This window comes from Kitasatospora sp. NPDC048194, assembly GCF_043202455.1.
In the GTDB taxonomy this organism is placed as follows: domain Bacteria; phylum Actinomycetota; class Actinomycetes; order Streptomycetales; family Streptomycetaceae; genus Kitasatospora.
Genome location: NZ_JBIDAK010000019.1, coordinates 90,852 through 107,666 on the forward strand (window position 1 = coordinate 90,852; position 16,815 = coordinate 107,666).

General features: G+C 74.0%; 17 protein-coding genes and 2 tRNA genes. 17 read left to right on the top strand and 2 right to left on the bottom strand.

What is annotated here, in order from left to right; all coding sequences use genetic code 11:
• The first annotated feature begins 24 nt into the window (after nt 1-24).
• From rplU to ACGF07_RS22775, 8 genes are all read left to right on the top strand, one after another.
• Nucleotides 25-342: a 50S ribosomal protein L21 gene (gene rplU / locus ACGF07_RS22740; RefSeq protein ID WP_030233759.1), complete on the top strand. Its 318-nt coding sequence runs from the start codon at nt 25-27 to the stop codon at nt 340-342.
• Between the two features lie 14 nt (nt 343-356).
• Nucleotides 357-614, top strand: coding sequence for a 50S ribosomal protein L27 (gene rpmA / locus ACGF07_RS22745; RefSeq protein ID WP_030058248.1), 258 nt, complete (start codon nt 357-359; stop codon nt 612-614).
• A gap of 121 nt (nt 615-735) precedes the next feature.
• On the top strand, nt 736-2,211 hold the full coding sequence (gene obgE, locus ACGF07_RS22750) for a GTPase ObgE (RefSeq protein ID WP_350746966.1): 1,476 nt from the start codon (nt 736-738) through the stop codon (nt 2,209-2,211).
• A 334-nt stretch (nt 2,212-2,545) separates the two neighbouring features.
• Nucleotides 2,546-3,682 (top strand): glutamate 5-kinase, encoded by a 1,137-nt coding sequence (gene proB, locus ACGF07_RS22755; protein ID WP_350746963.1) that lies wholly within the window; start codon nt 2,546-2,548, stop codon nt 3,680-3,682.
• 163 nt (nt 3,683-3,845) lie between these two features.
• Nucleotides 3,846-4,367, top strand: coding sequence for a hypothetical protein (locus tag ACGF07_RS22760; protein ID WP_350746961.1), 522 nt, complete (start codon nt 3,846-3,848; stop codon nt 4,365-4,367).
• Between the two features lie 141 nt (nt 4,368-4,508).
• Nucleotides 4,509-5,831: a glutamate-5-semialdehyde dehydrogenase gene (locus ACGF07_RS22765; protein ID WP_392901503.1), complete on the top strand. Its 1,323-nt coding sequence runs from the start codon at nt 4,509-4,511 to the stop codon at nt 5,829-5,831.
• Between the two features lie 89 nt (nt 5,832-5,920).
• Entirely contained in the window at nt 5,921-6,493 is a 573-nt protein-coding gene (locus ACGF07_RS22770; RefSeq protein ID WP_392901505.1) for a hypothetical protein, read from the top strand.
• 150 nt (nt 6,494-6,643) lie between these two features.
• Nucleotides 6,644-7,705 (top strand): hypothetical protein, encoded by a 1,062-nt coding sequence (locus ACGF07_RS22775; RefSeq protein WP_350746953.1) that lies wholly within the window; start codon nt 6,644-6,646, stop codon nt 7,703-7,705.
• 109 nt (nt 7,706-7,814) lie between these two features.
• Here the strand turns inward: ACGF07_RS22775 and ACGF07_RS22780 are convergent, their stop codons facing one another.
• The gene (locus tag ACGF07_RS22780; protein WP_350749300.1) at nt 7,815-8,867 is read right to left on the bottom strand and encodes a M48 family metallopeptidase; all 1,053 of its coding nucleotides are present in this window, start codon (nt 8,865-8,867) and stop codon (nt 7,815-7,817) included.
• A gap of 271 nt (nt 8,868-9,138) precedes the next feature.
• On the opposite strand from ACGF07_RS22780, the gene ACGF07_RS22785 reads away from it, so the two are divergent.
• The 8 genes from ACGF07_RS22785 (at nt 9,139) to ACGF07_RS22820 (ending at nt 14,074) form a co-directional block, all read left to right on the top strand.
• A complete protein-coding gene (locus ACGF07_RS22785) occupies nt 9,139-9,288 on the top strand; it encodes a hypothetical protein (protein ID WP_392901507.1) in 150 nt (49 codons plus the stop codon).
• A 154-nt stretch (nt 9,289-9,442) separates the two neighbouring features.
• Entirely contained in the window at nt 9,443-9,601 is a 159-nt protein-coding gene (locus ACGF07_RS22790; RefSeq protein ID WP_350749306.1) for a hypothetical protein, read from the top strand.
• A 124-nt stretch (nt 9,602-9,725) separates the two neighbouring features.
• Complete coding sequence (gene nadD, locus ACGF07_RS22795; protein ID WP_350749308.1) at nt 9,726-10,358, top strand: nicotinate-nucleotide adenylyltransferase; 633 nt, start codon at nt 9,726-9,728, stop codon at nt 10,356-10,358.
• Between the two features lie 39 nt (nt 10,359-10,397).
• Nucleotides 10,398-12,254 carry a LytR C-terminal domain-containing protein gene (locus tag ACGF07_RS22800; protein ID WP_392901509.1) on the top strand — a complete coding sequence of 619 codons (1,857 nt, stop codon included), beginning with the start codon at nt 10,398-10,400 and terminating at the stop codon, nt 12,252-12,254.
• A 256-nt stretch (nt 12,255-12,510) separates the two neighbouring features.
• Complete coding sequence (rsfS, locus tag ACGF07_RS22805; protein WP_350749314.1) at nt 12,511-12,969, top strand: ribosome silencing factor; 459 nt, start codon at nt 12,511-12,513, stop codon at nt 12,967-12,969.
• A complete protein-coding gene (locus ACGF07_RS22810) occupies nt 12,966-13,616 on the top strand; it encodes a histidine phosphatase family protein (RefSeq protein ID WP_350749316.1) in 651 nt (216 codons plus the stop codon). The genes rsfS and ACGF07_RS22810 overlap by 4 nt, the downstream gene beginning before the upstream one ends.
• 269 nt (nt 13,617-13,885) lie before the next feature.
• Nucleotides 13,886-13,958 (top strand) — tRNA-Ala (locus ACGF07_RS22815).
• A gap of 43 nt (nt 13,959-14,001) precedes the next feature.
• Nucleotides 14,002-14,074, top strand: a tRNA-Ala gene (locus ACGF07_RS22820).
• Nucleotides 14,075-14,157: 83 nt separating this feature from the next.
• Here ACGF07_RS22820 and ACGF07_RS22825 read toward each other — a convergent pair.
• On the bottom strand, nt 14,158-15,057 hold the full coding sequence (locus tag ACGF07_RS22825) for a helix-turn-helix transcriptional regulator (RefSeq protein WP_392901511.1): 900 nt from the start codon (nt 15,055-15,057) through the stop codon (nt 14,158-14,160).
• Nucleotides 15,058-15,160: 103 nt separating this feature from the next.
• On the opposite strand from ACGF07_RS22825, the gene ACGF07_RS22830 reads away from it, so the two are divergent.
• On the top strand, nt 15,161-16,603 hold the full coding sequence (locus ACGF07_RS22830; protein ID WP_392901513.1) for an MFS transporter: 1,443 nt from the start codon (nt 15,161-15,163) through the stop codon (nt 16,601-16,603).
• Nucleotides 16,604-16,815 lie beyond the last annotated feature (212 nt).

Below are 16,815 nucleotides of genomic sequence, written 5' to 3' on the forward strand. Positions count from 1 at the left end.
CCGAGTTAGGAAAGTGGGTACCGCATGTACGCGATCGTTCGCGCAGGCGGCCGCCAGCACAAGGTCGCCGTCGGCGACGTGCTGGAGATTGACCGTATCGAGGCCAAGCCGGGTGACTCGGTCGAGCTCTCGACCATCCTGGTCGTCGACGGTGACGCCGTCACCTCCGACCCGTGGGTCCTGGCCGGCGTGAAGGCTCACGCCGAGGTGGTCGACCAGACCAAGGGCGACAAGATCGTCATCCTGCGCTACAAGAACAAGACCGGCTACCGCCGTCGTCAGGGTCACCGTCAGAAGCACACCGCGGTGCGCATCACCAGCATCGACTCGGTCAGCAAGTAAGGGGTTAGCGAGATATGGCACACAAGAAGGGCGCAAGCTCTACCCGTAACGGCCGTGACTCGAACGCCCAGCGCCTCGGCGTGAAGCGCTTCGGCGGCCAGGTCGTCTCGGCCGGCGAGATCCTCGTCCGCCAGCGTGGCACCCACTTCCACCCGGGTGCGGGCGTCGGTCGCGGTGGCGACGACACCCTGTTCGCGCTGACCGCCGGTGCCGTCCAGTTCGGCAACCGTCGCGGCCGCAAGGTCGTCAACATCGTGGCCGTCGAGGCCTGAGTCCCCGCGGACTCCCGGGTCGCCTAGCGACCCACAGCGAAGGGTGGGCCGGAATGTTCCGGTCCGCCCTTCGCGCTTTACGCAGCAAGCAAGCCAACTCATCCGCACTGGAGGCACACCCATGACCACCTTCGTGGACCGCGTCGAACTTCACGTCGCCGCGGGTAACGGGGGCCACGGCTGCGCCTCCGTGCACCGGGAGAAGTTCAAGCCGCTCGGCGGCCCGGACGGCGGCAACGGCGGTGAGGGCGGCAGCGTCATCCTCACCGTGGACTCGCAGGTCACCACCCTGCTGGAGTACCACCACTCGCCCAAGCGCAAGGCCACCAACGGCAAGCCGGGTGCGGGCGGCCACCGCACCGGCGCGGACGGCGAGGACCTCGTCCTGCTGGTGCCGGACGGCACCGTCGTCCTGGACCGCCAGGGCAACGTGCTGGCCGACCTGGTCGGCCACGGCACCAGCTTCGTCGCCGCCCAGGGCGGCCGCGGCGGCCTCGGCAACGCCGCGCTCGCCTCGGCCCGCCGCAAGGCCCCGGGCTTCGCGCTGCTCGGCGAGCCCGGCGAGGCCCGCGACATCGTGATGGAGCTCAAGTCCGTCGCCGACGTGGCCCTGGTGGGCTACCCGAGCGCCGGCAAGTCCTCGCTGATCTCGGTGCTCTCCGCCGCCAAGCCGAAGATCGCGGACTACCCGTTCACCACCCTGGTCCCGAACCTCGGCGTGGTCACCGCCGGCGACACCGTCTACACCATCGCCGACGTGCCGGGCCTGATCCCGGGCGCCAGCCAGGGCCGCGGCCTCGGCCTGGAGTTCCTGCGGCACGTCGAGCGCTGCTCGGTGCTGGTGCACGTCCTGGACTGCGCCACCCTCGAGCCCGGCCGCGACCCGCTGAGCGACCTGGAGACCATCGAGGCCGAGCTCGCCGAGTACGGCGGCCTGGAGGACCGTCCGCGCCTGGTCGCGCTCAACAAGGTGGACGTCCCGGACGGCCAGGACATCGCCGACCTCACCCGGGCCTCGCTGGAGGAGCGCGGCTACCAGGTGTTCGAGGTCTCCGCCGCCTCCCGCAAGGGCCTGCGCGAGCTGAGCTTCGCCGTGGCGAAGATCGTCGCCGAGGCGCGCGCCGCCAAGCCCGCCGAGGAGTCCACCCGGATCGTGCTGCGGCCCAAGGCCGTGGACGACGCGGGCTTCACCATTACCGAGGAGGACGGCGCCTACCGCATCCGCGGCGTCAAGCCGGAGCGCTGGGTCCGCCAGACCGACTTCTCGAACGACGAGGCCGTCGGCTACCTCGCCGACCGGCTCGCCCGCCTCGGTGTCGAGGAGCAGCTGTGGAAGGTCGGGGCGCAGGAGGGTGACACCGTCATCATCGGCCCCGAGGAGAACGCCGTCGTCTTCGACTGGGAGCCGACCATGGCCGCCGGCGCCGAGATGCTCGGCCGCCGCGGTGAGGACCACCGCTTCGAGAGCCCGCGCCCGGCGGTCGACCGCCGCCGCGAGAAGCAGAAGGGCCGGGACGCCGCCGAGGCGGAGTTCCTCGCCTTCGAGGCGCTCTCCAGCGGCCGCCAGTCCGCCATCGAGGGCGACGACGAGGACTGACCGGAAGCCGCGCCCACGCGCGAGGAGTGCTGAGCCGCGTGCCGGCTCGGCGGACGGCCCCGCCACCTGTCCCGGGTGGCGGGGCCGTCCGCGTCCGTCCGGCGCGGCCCGGCCGCTGCGCCGTCCGCCGATGACGGGCCACCAGATCTGACGGAGCGTCACGAGCGTTATCGGAAGGTCGGATCGGTGGCCCGGTCGGGGCGGGACCGCGGCCCGGCCCGGTCCACCCGGTGAAACACCCTGCGGGCGACCTGCGCGGATCGCGTAGATTGCGGGATTGACGGCCGGGCCCGGCCCGCCGCACCCGCACCACACCGGAAGGGCGTACAGCGAGATGAGCGAGGACTCACTGCGGGAGGAGGTGCTGACCGCACGCCGGATCGTGGTCAAGGTCGGCTCCTCCTCACTCACCACGGCGGCCGGCGGCCTGGACGCCGACCGGGTCGACGCCCTGGTGGACGCGCTCGCCAAGGTGCGCGCCCGACCAGGAGCGCCCGAGGTCGTCCTCGTCTCCTCCGGCGCCATCGCCGCCGGACTCGCCCCGCTCGGACTCGACAGGCGCCCCAAGGACCTGGCCCGCCAGCAGGCCGCGGCCAGCGTCGGCCAGGGGCTGCTGGTCGCGCGGTACACCGCCTCCTTCGCCCGCTACGGCATCCGGGTCGGCCAGGTGCTCCTCACCGCCGAGGACGCCAGTCGGCGCACCCACTACCGCAACGCGTACCGCACGCTGGACCAGTTGCTGGCGATGGGCGCGATGCCGGTCGTCAACGAGAACGACACCGTCGCCACCGCCGAAATCAAGTTCGGGGACAACGACCGGCTGGCCGCCCTGGTCGCCCACCTGGTCCGGGCCGACCTGCTGGTGCTGCTCTCCGACGTGGACGGCCTCTACGACGGCGACCCGTCCAAGCCCGGCACCAGCCGGATCGCCGAGGTGAGCGGCCCGCACGACCTCGACGGCATCGAGATCGGCAGCGCGGGCAAGGCCGGCGTGGGCACCGGCGGCATGGTCACCAAGGTCGAGGCGGCCCGGATCGCGACCGGCGCGGGCATCCCCGTGGTGCTCACCGCGGCCAGCCACGCCGCCGAGGCGCTGGCCGGACGGCCCACCGGAACGCTCTTCCGGCGCACCGGCAGCCGCACCTCCGACCGGATGCTCTGGCTGGCCCACGCGAGCAGCCCGCGCGGCGCCCTGCACCTGGACGCGGGGGCGGTGGAGGCCGTCGTCTCCGGCGGGGCCTCGCTGCTCCCGGCCGGGGTCACCAGGGTCGACGGGGACTTCGCCGCGGGTGATCCGGTGGACCTTCTTGCCGAAAACGGCCACATCGTGGCCCGCGGGCTGGTCAACTTTGATGCGAGGGAGTTGCCCCGCCTGCTCGGCCGGTCCACCCGTGACCTGGCCCAGGAGTTCGGCGCCGCGTACGAGCGCGAGGTCGTCCACCGCGACGACCTGGTCGTTCTGCGCGGCTGACCGGCCGATCGGCCGGCACCGGCCGTTCGGCGGAGCGCGGCCGGCGGGCCGCTCCGTACCGGGAGCGGCCCGGCCGCGGCGAGGAGGGGCGCAGCCGCACCCGTCGGCCGTGGGCCGACGGGCCGGTGGGGACGACAGGACATCGCCGAACAGGAGGCCGCCGGTGGAACGCAGGCGCGAGGCAGCGCTGACCGGAGGGACGGCGGGCCGGCGGCTGACCAGCATCGACGGCGGACGCGGGGACGGCCCCGCCGAGCCGGCCGGTCCGCCGCCACAGGGGCCCGGGGTGCGCGGGGCGCGGCCGCGGCGCGCGGAGTCGGCGGATCCGCCCGGGGTGCCCGAACAGGCGCGGCTGTGGCACGTGGTGCTGAGCGTGGCCGGGCAGGCCACTCCGCTGCCCGCGCTGCGCGCCTCGCTGGAACGGCTGGCGCACGACCACTCGTTCTTCCTGACCGCCCGGTACGCGACCGACCACGCCGAGATCCGGTACTGGGAGCAGGCCCGGGACCTGCACGACGCGGCGGCGATCGCGCTGCGGCTGTGGGGGGAGCACAAGGTGACCGCGAACCTGCCGCCGTGGGAGATCGTCGGCCTGGAGGTGGTCGACCGGGCGACGTACCACAAGCGGGTGGCGGAGGGCTTCGGCGATCCGCCGCCGCAACTGGGCGGCGTGCACCCGTACTGAGCATCGGGCCGCCGTGGCAAGGGGCGGGCCCGTGGCGAGAGGCAGGCCTGCCCGGGTACCCGTGCCGCGGTGTCCCGGGAGGCTGTTCGGATGGCGAAACGGCGGCGGGGCGGGGCGGCCGCAGTCGCTACCCTTGGCGGCATGACCAGCGACCTCGCCACCGCCGACAGCCCCGTCCTCGCCGTAGCGCGCCGTGCCCGGGAGGCCGCCGCCGTGCTCGCCCCGCTGCCGCGCGGCACCAAGGACGCCGCGCTGCTGTCGATCGCGGACGCGCTGGTCGCCCGCGGTGCCGAGATCATCGAGGCGAACGCCGAGGACGTGGCCCGGGCCCGCGAGGCGGGCACCGCGGAGTCGGTGATCGACCGGCTGACGCTGAACGAGGAGCGGATCGCCGCGATCGCCTCCGACGTGCGCGACGTGGCCGGCCTGCCCGACCCGGTCGGCGAGGTGGTGCGCGGCTACACGCTGCCGAACGGCCTGGACGTGCGCCAGGTGCGGGTGCCGCTTGGCGTGGTCGGCATCATCTACGAGGCCCGGCCGAACGTCACGGCGGACGCCGCCGCGCTCTGCCTGAAGTCCGGCAACGCGGTGCTGCTGCGCGGTTCCGCCTCGGCCTACCGCTCCAACACGGCGATGGTCGCGGTGCTGCGGGACGCCGTCGCCGCGGCCGGGCTGCCGGCCGACGTCGTCCAGCTGGTGCCGGGGGAGAGCCGGGACTCGGTGCAGGAGCTGATGCGCGCCCGCGGCCTCGTCGACGTGCTCATCCCGCGCGGCGGCGCCTCCCTGATCCGCGCCGTGGTCGAGGGCTCGACCGTCCCGGTGATCGAGACGGGCACCGGCAACTGCCACGTGTACGTGGACGCGCAGACCGATCTGGCGATGGCCGTCGGCATCCTGCTGAACTCCAAGGCGCAGCGGGTCAGCGTCTGCAACTCGGCCGAGACGCTGCTGGTGCACCAGGACGTCGCGGACGCCTTCCTGCCGTTGGCGCTGGCCGCCCTGGCCGAGGCCGGCGTGACGGTGCACGGCGACGAGGCGGTGCTCAAGGCCGCCGAGGGCAGCACCGCCACCGTCGTCCCGGCCACCGAGGAGGACTGGGGCGCGGAGTACCTCTCGTACGACCTGGCCGCGGCCGTGGTGCCCTCGCTGGACGCCGCGGTCGAGCACATCCGCCGCTGGTCCTCCGGCCACACCGAGGCGATCGTCACCACGTCGCAGGCGGCCGCCCGCCGCTTCACCCAGCTGGTGGACTCGACCACGGTGGCCGTCAACGCCTCCACCCGGTTCACCGACGGCGGTGAGTTCGGCTTCGGCGCGGAGATCGGCATCTCCACCCAGAAGCTGCACGCCCGCGGCCCGATGGGCCTGCCCGAGCTGACCAGCACCAAGTACATCGTCACTGGTGACGGGCACGTCCGCGGCGAGGCGGCACAGACCGTGGGCGGGGGCGCGGACGCCCGCTGAGCCGGGTTCCCGGGGCGCCCGTCACACGAGTGCCGGACCAACTGCCCTGAGCCACAGACAAATCGCCCGGCCGGTAATACGCTGAGCCCGTGGCTGACGATGTGGGGGGCTTGCCGTACCCCGACGGCGCCGACCACGGTGGTGCGGACGACGAGTTCGCCACCGTGGTCTTCGATGAGGCCTTCGTCCGGTCCGCCGCCGTGCACGAGCCGACGGCCAAGGAGCGGCAGCTCGCCGCAGCCGAGGCGCGGTTCGAGCCGGACACCGCGGGACCGGGCTGGGGCTATGACGTCTCGGCCGGTGACGGGCTGCCGCTGGAGCTGCGCCCGTACCCGAGCGGGCTCGACGAGGACCACCTCTATCCGGACCCGTGGTCGGGGCCGGGCCGGGCGGGCTCCCGCCGGTCCCGCAGCCGGTGGCGCCGCTACGATCCGGTGCGCGCCCGCGGGCGGTACGTGGCCCAGCAGCGCTGGCACCGGCCGGTCGCCTGGGTGCTCGCCGTGATCATGGGCGTGAGCCTGGTGGCGGTGGCCGTCGCGGCGATCTCCCAGGGCGTGGGCGGCGCGCCGCGGCGCCCGGAGTCCGGCAGCAGCAGCGCGGGGGTGGACCCGGGGCCCGCCCCGGCGGAGCCGTCACTGGTGGTCACCGCACCGGCCGGATAGACCGCACGGCCGGACAGCACCCGCCGACACCGGGCCGGGTCGCGCTGCCGTAGTCGGGGGCGTACGCCCGGGGCGGGCGGTCGCGCGGTGCCCCCGGCAATCTGCGCAGGGGCCCTCGTAGCGGGGCCGGTGTACGCCTACCCTGGTGTCATGGGTGACCCGCGCGAGCCTCCTGAGGGTACGCCCGAGGGCGGTTCCGGCAACGAGGACGAATTCCGGTCCGTCGTGTTCGACGAATCGTTCGTGCGGGCTGCCCGGATCCAGGAACTCTCCGCCCGTGAGCGCCTCGCGGGCTCCTTCGGCAAGGCCACCCGGCCGCGGGTCCGGCTCGGCCCGCTGGGCACCGTCCCGCGCCAGGCATTGGCCCTGCTGCTGCTCGTGCTGCTGGCCTTCGGGGCGGCGGTGTACTTCGGGGTGAACTCGCCGAAGGGCGTTCCGGCGCGGCCCGAGGGCAGTCAACTGACCGTCAGCCTGGTCGCGTTGAGTCCGGCTTCGGCCGTGCACCCGGTGGCCGACCCGGCGAACCCGTTCGCCGCGCTGCCGGCCGGCTACGGCGACGGGGCGGTCGGCCTGAACACCCCGGCCGGGGCCGCCACCGAGCACTTCAGCCGGGTCGAGGTGACCAAGGCGCTGGACACCGTGCAGCGCTACCTGATCGCCTCCTCGCTGTCGCCGGCGGCGCTGGTGCAGGGGGACACCGCGAGCGTACGGGCCTTCGTCACGCCGGGTGAGCAGGCGGAGTTCGACGCCGGCGTGGCCCAGCCGGTGGACGACCGGCACCACGCGCTGACCGGCTGGCTGGTCCGCTTCGACCCGGCGCAGGTGGCACTGGCCTCGGAGACCGTGAAGGTGGTCGGCGCGATGCGGATCGACGAGGCGGACAGCGGCACCCTGCAGATCACCACCGACCACACCTTCGTCTACGCGCTGAAGCCGGCCGGGGCGCCCGCCGGGTCGCCGGTCACCCTGGAGACGGTGCGGCGCGAGCTGACCTTCCAGTTCGACCGGGTGGACCTGGCCTCGGCGCAGCTGCGGCTGGTGGACTCGGTGGTGCAGGCCGGGCCGGCGCCGTGCACCGCCTCGATGGCGGACTTCCTGCGGCCGGTGCTGGCCACCGCGCAGGGCACCGTGGTGGCGCCGCCGCCGCCGGTCGATCCGGGCAACCACGCGCGGCCGGCCTGGCAGGTGTGCGGGGTGCTGGCGGGAGGCTGACCGGCCCGGCGGCGGTGGCGGTGGCGGGCCGCGGCGGTGGCCGCAGCCGCTCGGCGCCACGGCGGCCGTGACCCCGGTCGGGCCCCGGCCGCCGTGGCGCCGGTACGGCTCAGCTGCCGTCGCGGTCCGCGGCCGGTCCGCGGCCGGCGCCGGTGAAGGTGTCGCGCAGCTTGCCGCCGACGCTGGCGGCGCCGTCGGCCACGTCCCGCAGCAGGCCCATCAGCGGGTCCTTGCTCTCCTTCACCGAGGTCGTGTAGTGCTCGGCGGCCGCCTTCCACTGCTCGCCGACCGAGGCGTCCCGGTCGTCCGAGCGGCGCGGGTAGGCGCCGGCCAGGATCGAGCGGTACTCGTCGCTCTCCGCCCACTTCTTCAGCTGGGCGACCCGGACCACCGCGAACGGGTGGGTCTGCGGCAGCAGCTGGAGCAGCTTGAGCACGCCGTCGCGCAGGTCGCCGGCCTTCTCGTACTCCTCCGCCTGCTCGAGGAAGGCGTCGACGTTCATCTCGCCGAGGTCGTGCCCGCCGGCCAGCTTCATCAGGGCCCGCATGGACGCCTGGAGGTCCTGCCCGGCCAGCAGCCCGGCCCGGTCGCTGGACAGCTCGGCCTTGCGGAACCACTCCTTGAGCGCGGTGACCAGGGCCATGATCGCCAGGTTGCCGAGCGGCACCCAGGCGATCCGGGTGGCGATGTTGGTGAGGATCATCAGCATCGTCCGGTAGACGGCGTGCCCGGACATCGCGTGACCGACCTCGTGGCCGATGACGGAGCGCAGCTCCTCCTCGTCCAGCAGCTCGACCAGGCCGCTGGTGATCACGATGATCGGCGTGTCGATGCCGATGGTGTACGCGTTGGCCGTCGGGTCCTGGGTCACGTACAGGTCCGGCACCTGGTCCAGGTCGAGCGCGTAGGCCGCGTCGCGCACCATGTCGTACAGCTCGGGGAACTGGCGCTCGGAGGTCTTCACCGCCGTGGCCAGGAACATCAGCCGGATCGCGCGCTCGGAGACCAGCCCGGCGAGCTTCTTCAGGACGTCGTCGAAGCCCGAGAGCCTGCGCAGGGCGACCAGGGCCGAACGGTCGGCGGGGTGCTCCCAGGCCCGGGTGGAGATCTCCGGGAAGCGCTGACGGCGCCGGCTCGGGGTCTTCTCGAACGTGTCGGTCATGGTCTGAGTACCTCCTGGTCGAACGGCGGCCCCGGCCCGGTGCCGGCCCCCCGCTGCTCTTCGCCTGAAACGACTGTCTGTGCAACGTCCGCGGTTGCGTACTCGTCCCCGGGGCAGCGTACGCGGCGGGCGGAGCGGGCAGCAGGGGGCGGTGGGCGGACCGGGCGGCAGGGGTCGGTGAGTCGCGCCGGTGTGAGGCGGGTTTACCCTGAATGACCTGGAACCGAGACCGGACCCGGCCGCGGTAGCGAGCAGTTCGAGGAGCCCTCAGATGTCCACCGACGCGCTGGTCAGCCTGGCCGCCCCCATCTCCGGCGAGGCCGGCCCGGGCCTGTTCCTGCGGATCATCATGATCGCGTCCTTCGTCGGGGTCGGCCTGCTGGTCTGGGCCATGGCCCGCGCCTTCCGCAGCGGCCGGTAGTCGGCCCCGCCGGCTCCCGCGGGCTCACGCCCGGTCAGTGGCGGTGGGCCGCCGAGCGGTTGCCGGGCGGCCCACCGTACGATGACGGGTGGGCCCTCACCGGCCCGGAACCACCCCCAGGTCCGTTCACCGAGCCGAGAAGGTCCCGCCGACCATGAGCACTGCTGCTGCCGCACTCCCCGTTATGAACCTGCTCGCCGAGGGCGAGGGGGGCAACCACGACAGCCTGAACCCGGCCCTGACGGGTGGCGCCGCGCTGTTCATCCTGCTGCTCCTGCTCTTCATCACCACCCGCTTCAACCGGGACCGCTGAGCCGCGTCCACGGACCGCTCGGGGAGCGTCCGGCCACCGGGCCGGCCGCTCCCTCACGCATCTGCGGGCAACCCCCACCCGGCCGTTCCCGCACCGTAACGGGCGTCGCGTAAGGTGTGGCGGCATGGGAGAGCAGGCCGGGACCCCCGGCGGACCGGAACCGGTGAAGAAGCGCCTCGGCGTGATGGGCGGGACGTTCGACCCGATCCACCACGGCCACCTGGTCGCCGCCAGTGAGGTGGCGAGCGCGTTCCACCTGGACGAGGTGATCTTCGTCCCGACCGGGCAGCCCTGGCAGAAGAGCGACCGGCAGGTCAGCCCGGCCGAGGACCGCTACCTGATGACGGTCATCGCCACCGCCGAGAACCCGCAGTTCTCGGTCAGCCGGATCGACATCGACCGCGAGGGCCCGACGTACACCGTCGACACCCTGCGCGACCTCCACGCCCTGCACCCGGACGCCGACCTCTTCTTCATCACCGGCGCCGACGCGCTCGCCCAGATCCTGTCCTGGCGCGACTCCGACGAGCTCTTCTCGCTGGCCCACTTCATCGGATGCACCCGCCCGGGGCACACTCTGTCGGACGCCGGGCTTCCGGTGGGCGGGGTCTCCCTGGTGGAGGTCCCGGCGCTGGCCATCTCCTCCACGGACTGCCGCAACCGGGTCGCCAAGGGCGAGCCCGTCTGGTACCTCGTCCCGGACGGCGTGGTCCGCTACATCGACAAGCGGGCGCTGTACGCGCCGCACGGGACCTGAGCCGGGAGCGCCAGTGAGTGAGCGCAGCGAGGTGGGTGCATGAGCGAGCGCAACGGGCAGCAGCCGGAGGAGTGGTCCACCGGGCAGCACCAGCAGCCCTACCACGGGTATCCGCAGCAGCAGGGGTACGAGCAGCAGCCGGCGCAGTACGACCAGTACGAGCAGTACGACCAGTACGGGCAGCCGGTGTACGGGCAGGGGTCCTACGCCGGCCACCAGGGGTACCAGCAGGAGCAGGGGTACCAGGAGCAGCCGTACCAGCAGCCCTACCAGGGGTATCCGCAGCAGCAGGGGTACGAGCAGCAGCCGGCGCAGTACGACCAGTACGACCAGTACGACCAGTACGGGCAGCCGGTGTACACCCAGGACCCGTACGGCGGTTACCAGCAGCAGGGGTACCACCAGGGCTACCAGCAGCCGTACCGGGACGCCGCGCCGCCGGCCGCCGAGCCGCAGCCCGGGGCCGCCGGTCCCGCTCCCGCCGCTCCCGCCGCCCCGGGGGAACCCGCCGCCCCCGCGCCCGCCGCGGTGCCGCCGCCACGGCCGCGTCCGCGCCGGCCGGCCGCCGAGGCGCCCCCGGCCAAGCCCGAGCCGCCCTCCGAGCAGGTCTCCGGGGCACGGTCCGGCAAGGCCGGCTCCCGGGCGCCCAAGGACAGCTACGCCACGGGCGAGTTCACCTTCGTCGACGAGGAGGCGGAGGAGTCCGAGGACGTCATCGACTGGCTGAAGTTCGCCGAGTCGCGCAGCGAGGTGCGCGCCGAGCGCCGCCGCAAGCTGCGCAACCGGCTGATCGGGCTCGGCGTGGCGGTGGCGCTCGCGGCGGGCGGCGTCGGCGGCTACCTGTGGTTCACCGGCGACAAGCCGACCGCCGCCGCGGCGGCCGGCGGCCGCCAGGTCAACGTCGTCCACCTGCGCGACCTGCAGGGCAAGGTGTCCACCGCGCTGCTGGTCAACGACGCCTCCGGACACAAGGGCACGGTGCTGCTGCTGCCCGACAACCTGCGGCTGCCCGGTCCGGGCGACCCGCCGGTCACCACCGTCGGCCAGGCCATGGACGCGGTCGGCGCCTCGGCGACCCGCGACGGCCTGTCCACCGTGCTGGGCGCCCCGGTGGCGGGCACCTGGCGGCTGGACACCCCGTACCTGGAGATGCTGGTCTCCCAGCTCGGCGGAGTCCGGGTGGACACCAACGCGGAGACCCACGAGGGCGGCAAGCCGGACGGCAAGCTGCTGTCCGCCGCGGGCAAGAACACCCTGCTCAGCGGCAAGGCGGCGGTCGCCTACGCCACCCTGCAGGGGCCCGGAGAGAACCGGGACGCCCAGCTGGCCCGCTTCGGGCAGGTGCTGGACGCGGTGGTGCGCACCATGCCGACCGAGTTCAAGGACGCCAAGGACGACGTGCACCGGATGAACGCGGTGCTCGACCCGTCCCTGCCCGAGGACGCCCTCGCCGGCGTGCTCGCCCAGCTCGCCCAGCAGGCGAAGGACGGACACCTCGGCACCACCGCGCTGACCGTCAAGCCGGACGGCAGCCTGGACGAGGCGACCGCCGGCAAGCAGGTCAAGGACGTGCTCGGCGGCACCGTGAAGTCCGCGGCGGCCGGCGACGCGGCGGCCCGGGTCTCCCTGCAGGACGCCACCGGCAACGACGCGGCCGCGGCCGCGGCACAGGTCCAGATCGTCAACTCGGGCCTGACCTTCATCCCGGGCGGGGCCAAGACCGCCGCCCAGGCCACCAGTGAGATCCGCTACACCGACGACGCGCGGCAGGCCGCGGCGAAGTCGCTGGCGACCAGCCTGGGGCTGCCGGACTCGGCGGTGAAGAAGGTGGGCGACGCCCAGAACGCGGACCTGGTGGTCGTGCTCGGCAAGGACTACCAGCCGCCCAAGCAGTAGAGCGGCGGCCGCCCGGGCCTGGGCCGAGGCCACCCGATGCCGGGGCCCGGGAGAACGGTCCCGGGCCCGGCCGGTGCCGGGGGCGGACCCCGCCCGGTGCCGGTGGCCGACCCCGCCCGGTCCCGGCGGCCGACCGCACCTGCTCCCGGCGGCCCGGGAAAACGGTTCCGGGCCCGCCGGGGCGGCGTGAGATCCTGGAAGGCGACCCCCGGCCGTGTGCCGGGGCCGCCCCAAGCCGCCGAGCCGGAAGAACACCGTGACCGTCACCGACCACAGCCAGCAGCTCATCACCGTCGCCGCCCAGGCGGCGGCCGACAAGCTCGCGCACAACATCATCGCCTTCGACGTCAGCGAGGTGCTGTCGATCACCGACGCCTTCCTGATCGCCTCCGCGAACAACGACCGCCAGGTCCGCTCGATCGCCGAGGAGATCGAGGACCAGCTGCGCGAGCAGCTGGACATCAAGCCGGTGCGCCGCGAGGGCGAGCGCGAGGGCCGCTGGATCCTCCTCGACTACCTGGACATCGTGGTGCACGTCCAGCACTCCGAGGAGCGCTCCTTCTACTCGCTGGACCGGCTCTGGAAGGACTGCCCCGAGCTGCCGCTGCCCGAGGACGCCGTGGCCTCGCGCAACCGTCCCGACGCCATCACCGACGAGGCCGGCAACGCCGTCGCCCCGGCCGACGACTTCGGCAAGCCCGAGGACCTGCACTGAGCCGCGGGGCGCGGGGCCCGCGCATCGTCTTCTGGCGGCACGGCCAGACCTCCTGGAACCTCGAATCCCGCTTCCAGGGCACCACGGACATCGAGCTGACGGGCCAGGGCGTGCTGCAGGCGCAGCGCGCGGCCCGGCTGCTCTCCGGCCTGCGCCCTGACCTGCTGATCTCCTCGGACCTCAAGCGCGCCCGGCGCACCGCCGAGGAGCTGGCCAAGGTCACCGGGCTCGACGTGCAGCACCACGAGGGCCTGCGGGAGACCTACGCCGGCTCCTGGCAGGGCCTGACCAACGCCGAGATCCGCGAGCGCTACCCGGAGGAGTACGCGGCCTGGGCGGCCGGGGAGCCGGTGCGGCGCGGGGGCGGCGGGGAGCTGTCCACCGAGGTCGCCGACCGCTCGGTGCCGGTCGTGCTGGAGGCGGCCGCCAAGCTGCCGGAGAACGGCACGCTGGTCGTGGTCAGCCACGGCGGCACCATCCGCACCATGCTCGGGCGGCTGCTCGGCCTGGAGCCCCCGCTCTGGGAGTGCTTCGGCGGGCTGTCCAACTGCTGCTGGTCGGTGCTCGGCCAGGGGGCGCGCGGCTGGCGGCTGCTGGAGCACAACGCGGGCACGCTCCCGCAGCCGGTCATCGGCGACGACACCTGACGGCTCCGGCCCGGCGCGACACCCGACGGCTCCGGCCCGGGGCGGCACCGGCCGGCGCCGGTCCCCGCGGCTTCTCCGAGGGCCTTCCCGGGAGACTTCTCGGAAGCCTCCCGGGAAGGCCCTCGGGGGTCCTCCGGAGGTCGTGGGGAAGCGGCGGAGGGGCCGCGGACCGGGCGGATTTCGCAGTTCCGGGCCTGACCGGCTAGAGTCTTCCTCGTTCGCACGGAGGGAACGCGGCCCGGAAGGGAAGCGGGGGATCCGGCGAGTGCGGGGCTATAGCTCAGTTGGTAGAGCGCTTGCATGGCATGCAAGAGGTCTGGGGTTCAATTCCCCATAGCTCCACTCCGCATCGGCGGTCGTGGAAATCCAGGGTCGCCCGCGTCGCGGGGCTATAGCTCAGTTGGTAGAGCGCTTGCATGGCATGCAAGAGGTCTGGGGTTCAATTCCCCATAGCTCCACAGCAGTTCAGGAGGCCGTCACCCACCGGGTGGCGGCCTCCGGCGTTTCGCCCGGGCGCTGCCCGGCGCCCACCTCGGCGGGGTCAGGTCAGGCAGGTGTGCGCCCAGCCGCCCTGCGGCAGCGAGTTGAGCGCCTCGACCCGCTCGCGGTCCTGCTCGGCCACGGGGACGTAGACCACGATGTAGCACTCCGGCACGCCCGGCATCGTCAGATAGGTGGCGTTCAGGTTCAGCACGCCCACCTTCGGGTGGCGGAAGATCCGCAGCAGGGTCTCCGCCGGCGCGACCTCCTGGCGCTCCCACAGCCGCCGGAACAGCTCGCTGCGCGCCGACAGCCGCTGCACGTGGGCCTCCCAGGCCGGCTCGCCGACGTGCTTGCCGTACGCCGAGCGCAGCAGCGCCACCATCCGCGGCAGGGTCTCGTCGGGGTTCCCGCAGGGGTTGCAGCACGACGGCGCGGTCAGCATGCACCAGAGGGTGTTGAAGGCGACCCCGTGGAACCGGCCCATCCGCTCGGCGCCGAACAGCAGGCGGTACGGCTCGTTGTAGCCCAGGACGTCGAACCGGGTGTTGGAGACCGCCGCCGGCAGCGGTGCGAGCGAGTCCAGGATCACCTGGATCGACTGGTTCAGCTCCGGCGGGGCGGCCTGGGCGAGCGGCGAGGGGGACGTCCCGGCCAGTCGGAACAGGTGCTCGCGCTCGGTGCCGTCCAGCCGCAGCGCCCCGGCCACCGCCAGCAGCACCTGTTCGCTCGCGTTGATCGGACGCCCCTGTTCGAGCCACGTGTACCAGGTGACCCCGACCCCGGCGAGCTGCGCGACCTCCTCGCGGCGCAGCCCCGGCGTACGGCGGCGCGGCCCCGCCGGCAGGCCGACGTCCTCCGGGGTCACCCGCGCCCGGCAGGCCTTCAGGAAGCGGGCCAGCTCGGTGCGGCGGCGGTGGCGGCCGTCCGACGCGGTGGGGAGCTCCTCCAGCACTGTCATGCCGTCCATCGTGCCGCAGAGCGCCCGGGCGATACAGGTACTGCCGGTACCAGGATCGGCAGGCTCTAACCACCAGTACCGGAACCCGCCCAGGATGGCTGCCATGACGGACCTTCAGACCCGGCCCCGCGTGGCCGGAGGCACCACCACCCGGGCCCCGGCCGTGCGGCCGGGACTCCTCCTCGCGCTCGTCCTGTGCGGACAGTTCATGGCCGTGCTCGACGTCTCCATCGTCAACGTCGCGGTGCCCACCATCCGCACCGACCTGGGCGCCTCCGGCGCCGCCCTGCAACTGGTGATCGCCGGCTACACCATCAGCTACGCGGTCCTGCTGATCACCGGCGCCCGGCTCGGCGCCCGTTACGGCTACAGCCGGCTGTTCCAGCTCGGCCTCGCCGCCTTCACCGCCGCCTCGCTGGCCTGCGGACTCGCCCCCTCCACCGGCTGGCTGATCGCCTTCCGGCTGCTCCAGGGCGCGGGCTCGGCCCTGATGGTGCCGCAGGTGATGAGCCTGCTCCAGCGCACCTTCACCGGTGCCGCCCGCAGCCGGGCGCTCGGCCTGTACTCGGCGGTGCTGGCCGGCGGAATGGCCCTCGGGCAGGTGCTCGGCGGGGTGCTGGTCAGCGCCGACCTCCTCGGCACCGGCTGGCGGCCGGTGTTCCTCGTCAACGTGCCGCTGGGCGTGCTGCTGCTGGCGGCCGGGGCCCGGCTGCTGCCGCGGCTGCCCGGTGACCCCTCGCGCGGCTTCGACGTCCCCGGCCTGGTTGTGCTGGGCGCGGCGCTCGGCCTGCTGGTGGTGCCGCTGGTGCTCGGGCACGAACTCGGGTGGCCGGCCTGGGGCTGGGGGATGATCGCGGGCAGCGTGCTGCTGTTCGGCCTGTTCGCGGTGGTCGAGCGGGGGGTCGCCCGGCGGGGCGGGCAGCCGCTGATCCCCGGACGGGTGCTGCGCGCCCCAGGGCTGCTGCCCGCGGCGGTCGGCCTGTTCGCGATCATGGCGGCCTTCGCGGGCTTCATGTTCTCCTTCGCCCTCCACCAGCAGGCCGCGCTCGGCCACAGCGCGCTGCGGGCCGGCCTCTGCTCGGCGCCCGTCGCCGTCGGCTTCGGACTGTCCAGCCTGCACTGGCACCGGCTGCCGGGCCGGCTGCACGGCGTGCTGCCGGTGATCGCCGCGGTGTCGCTCGGGAGCGGCTACCTGCTGCTGGGGGTGCTGCTCGGCGGCGGCGCCGAGATCGGCGCGGTGCCGCTGGCGGAGATGGCCGCTCTCGGCCTGATCGCCGGCTGCGCGTACGCGCCGCAGTTCGCCCGGGCGCTCGCGGGGGTGGCGCCGGGGGATGCGGCCGATGCCAGCGGGGTGATGGTCACGGTCATCCAGCTCGGGCAGGTCGTCGGGGTGGCGGTGCTCGGCTCGGTGTTCCTCGGGCAGGTGGACCTGCCGGCTCCGGCTGCGGAGTCCGGGCACGCGCTGGAGGTGACGCTCGCGGTCAACGCCGTCGGGGTGCTCCTCGCCGCGGGGTTCGCGGCGCGCAGCCGTCGGGCGGCGCGGTAGGGGAGCGGGCGGTCGGCGGGCTTTCCCGTCGGGGCGGCGCGGTAGCGGAGCGGGTGGTCGGCGGGCCTTCCCGGCGTGCGGTCGGGGGCGTCGCCGGGGCGCGGTGGTGCGTGCCCCGGGGCGCGGCCGGGACACGCTCCGGGGCGCGGCCGGGACATGCTCCGGGGCGGGCCGCCCGGCGCGGCCGGTCTCGCTCCCGGGGCGCGGCCGCC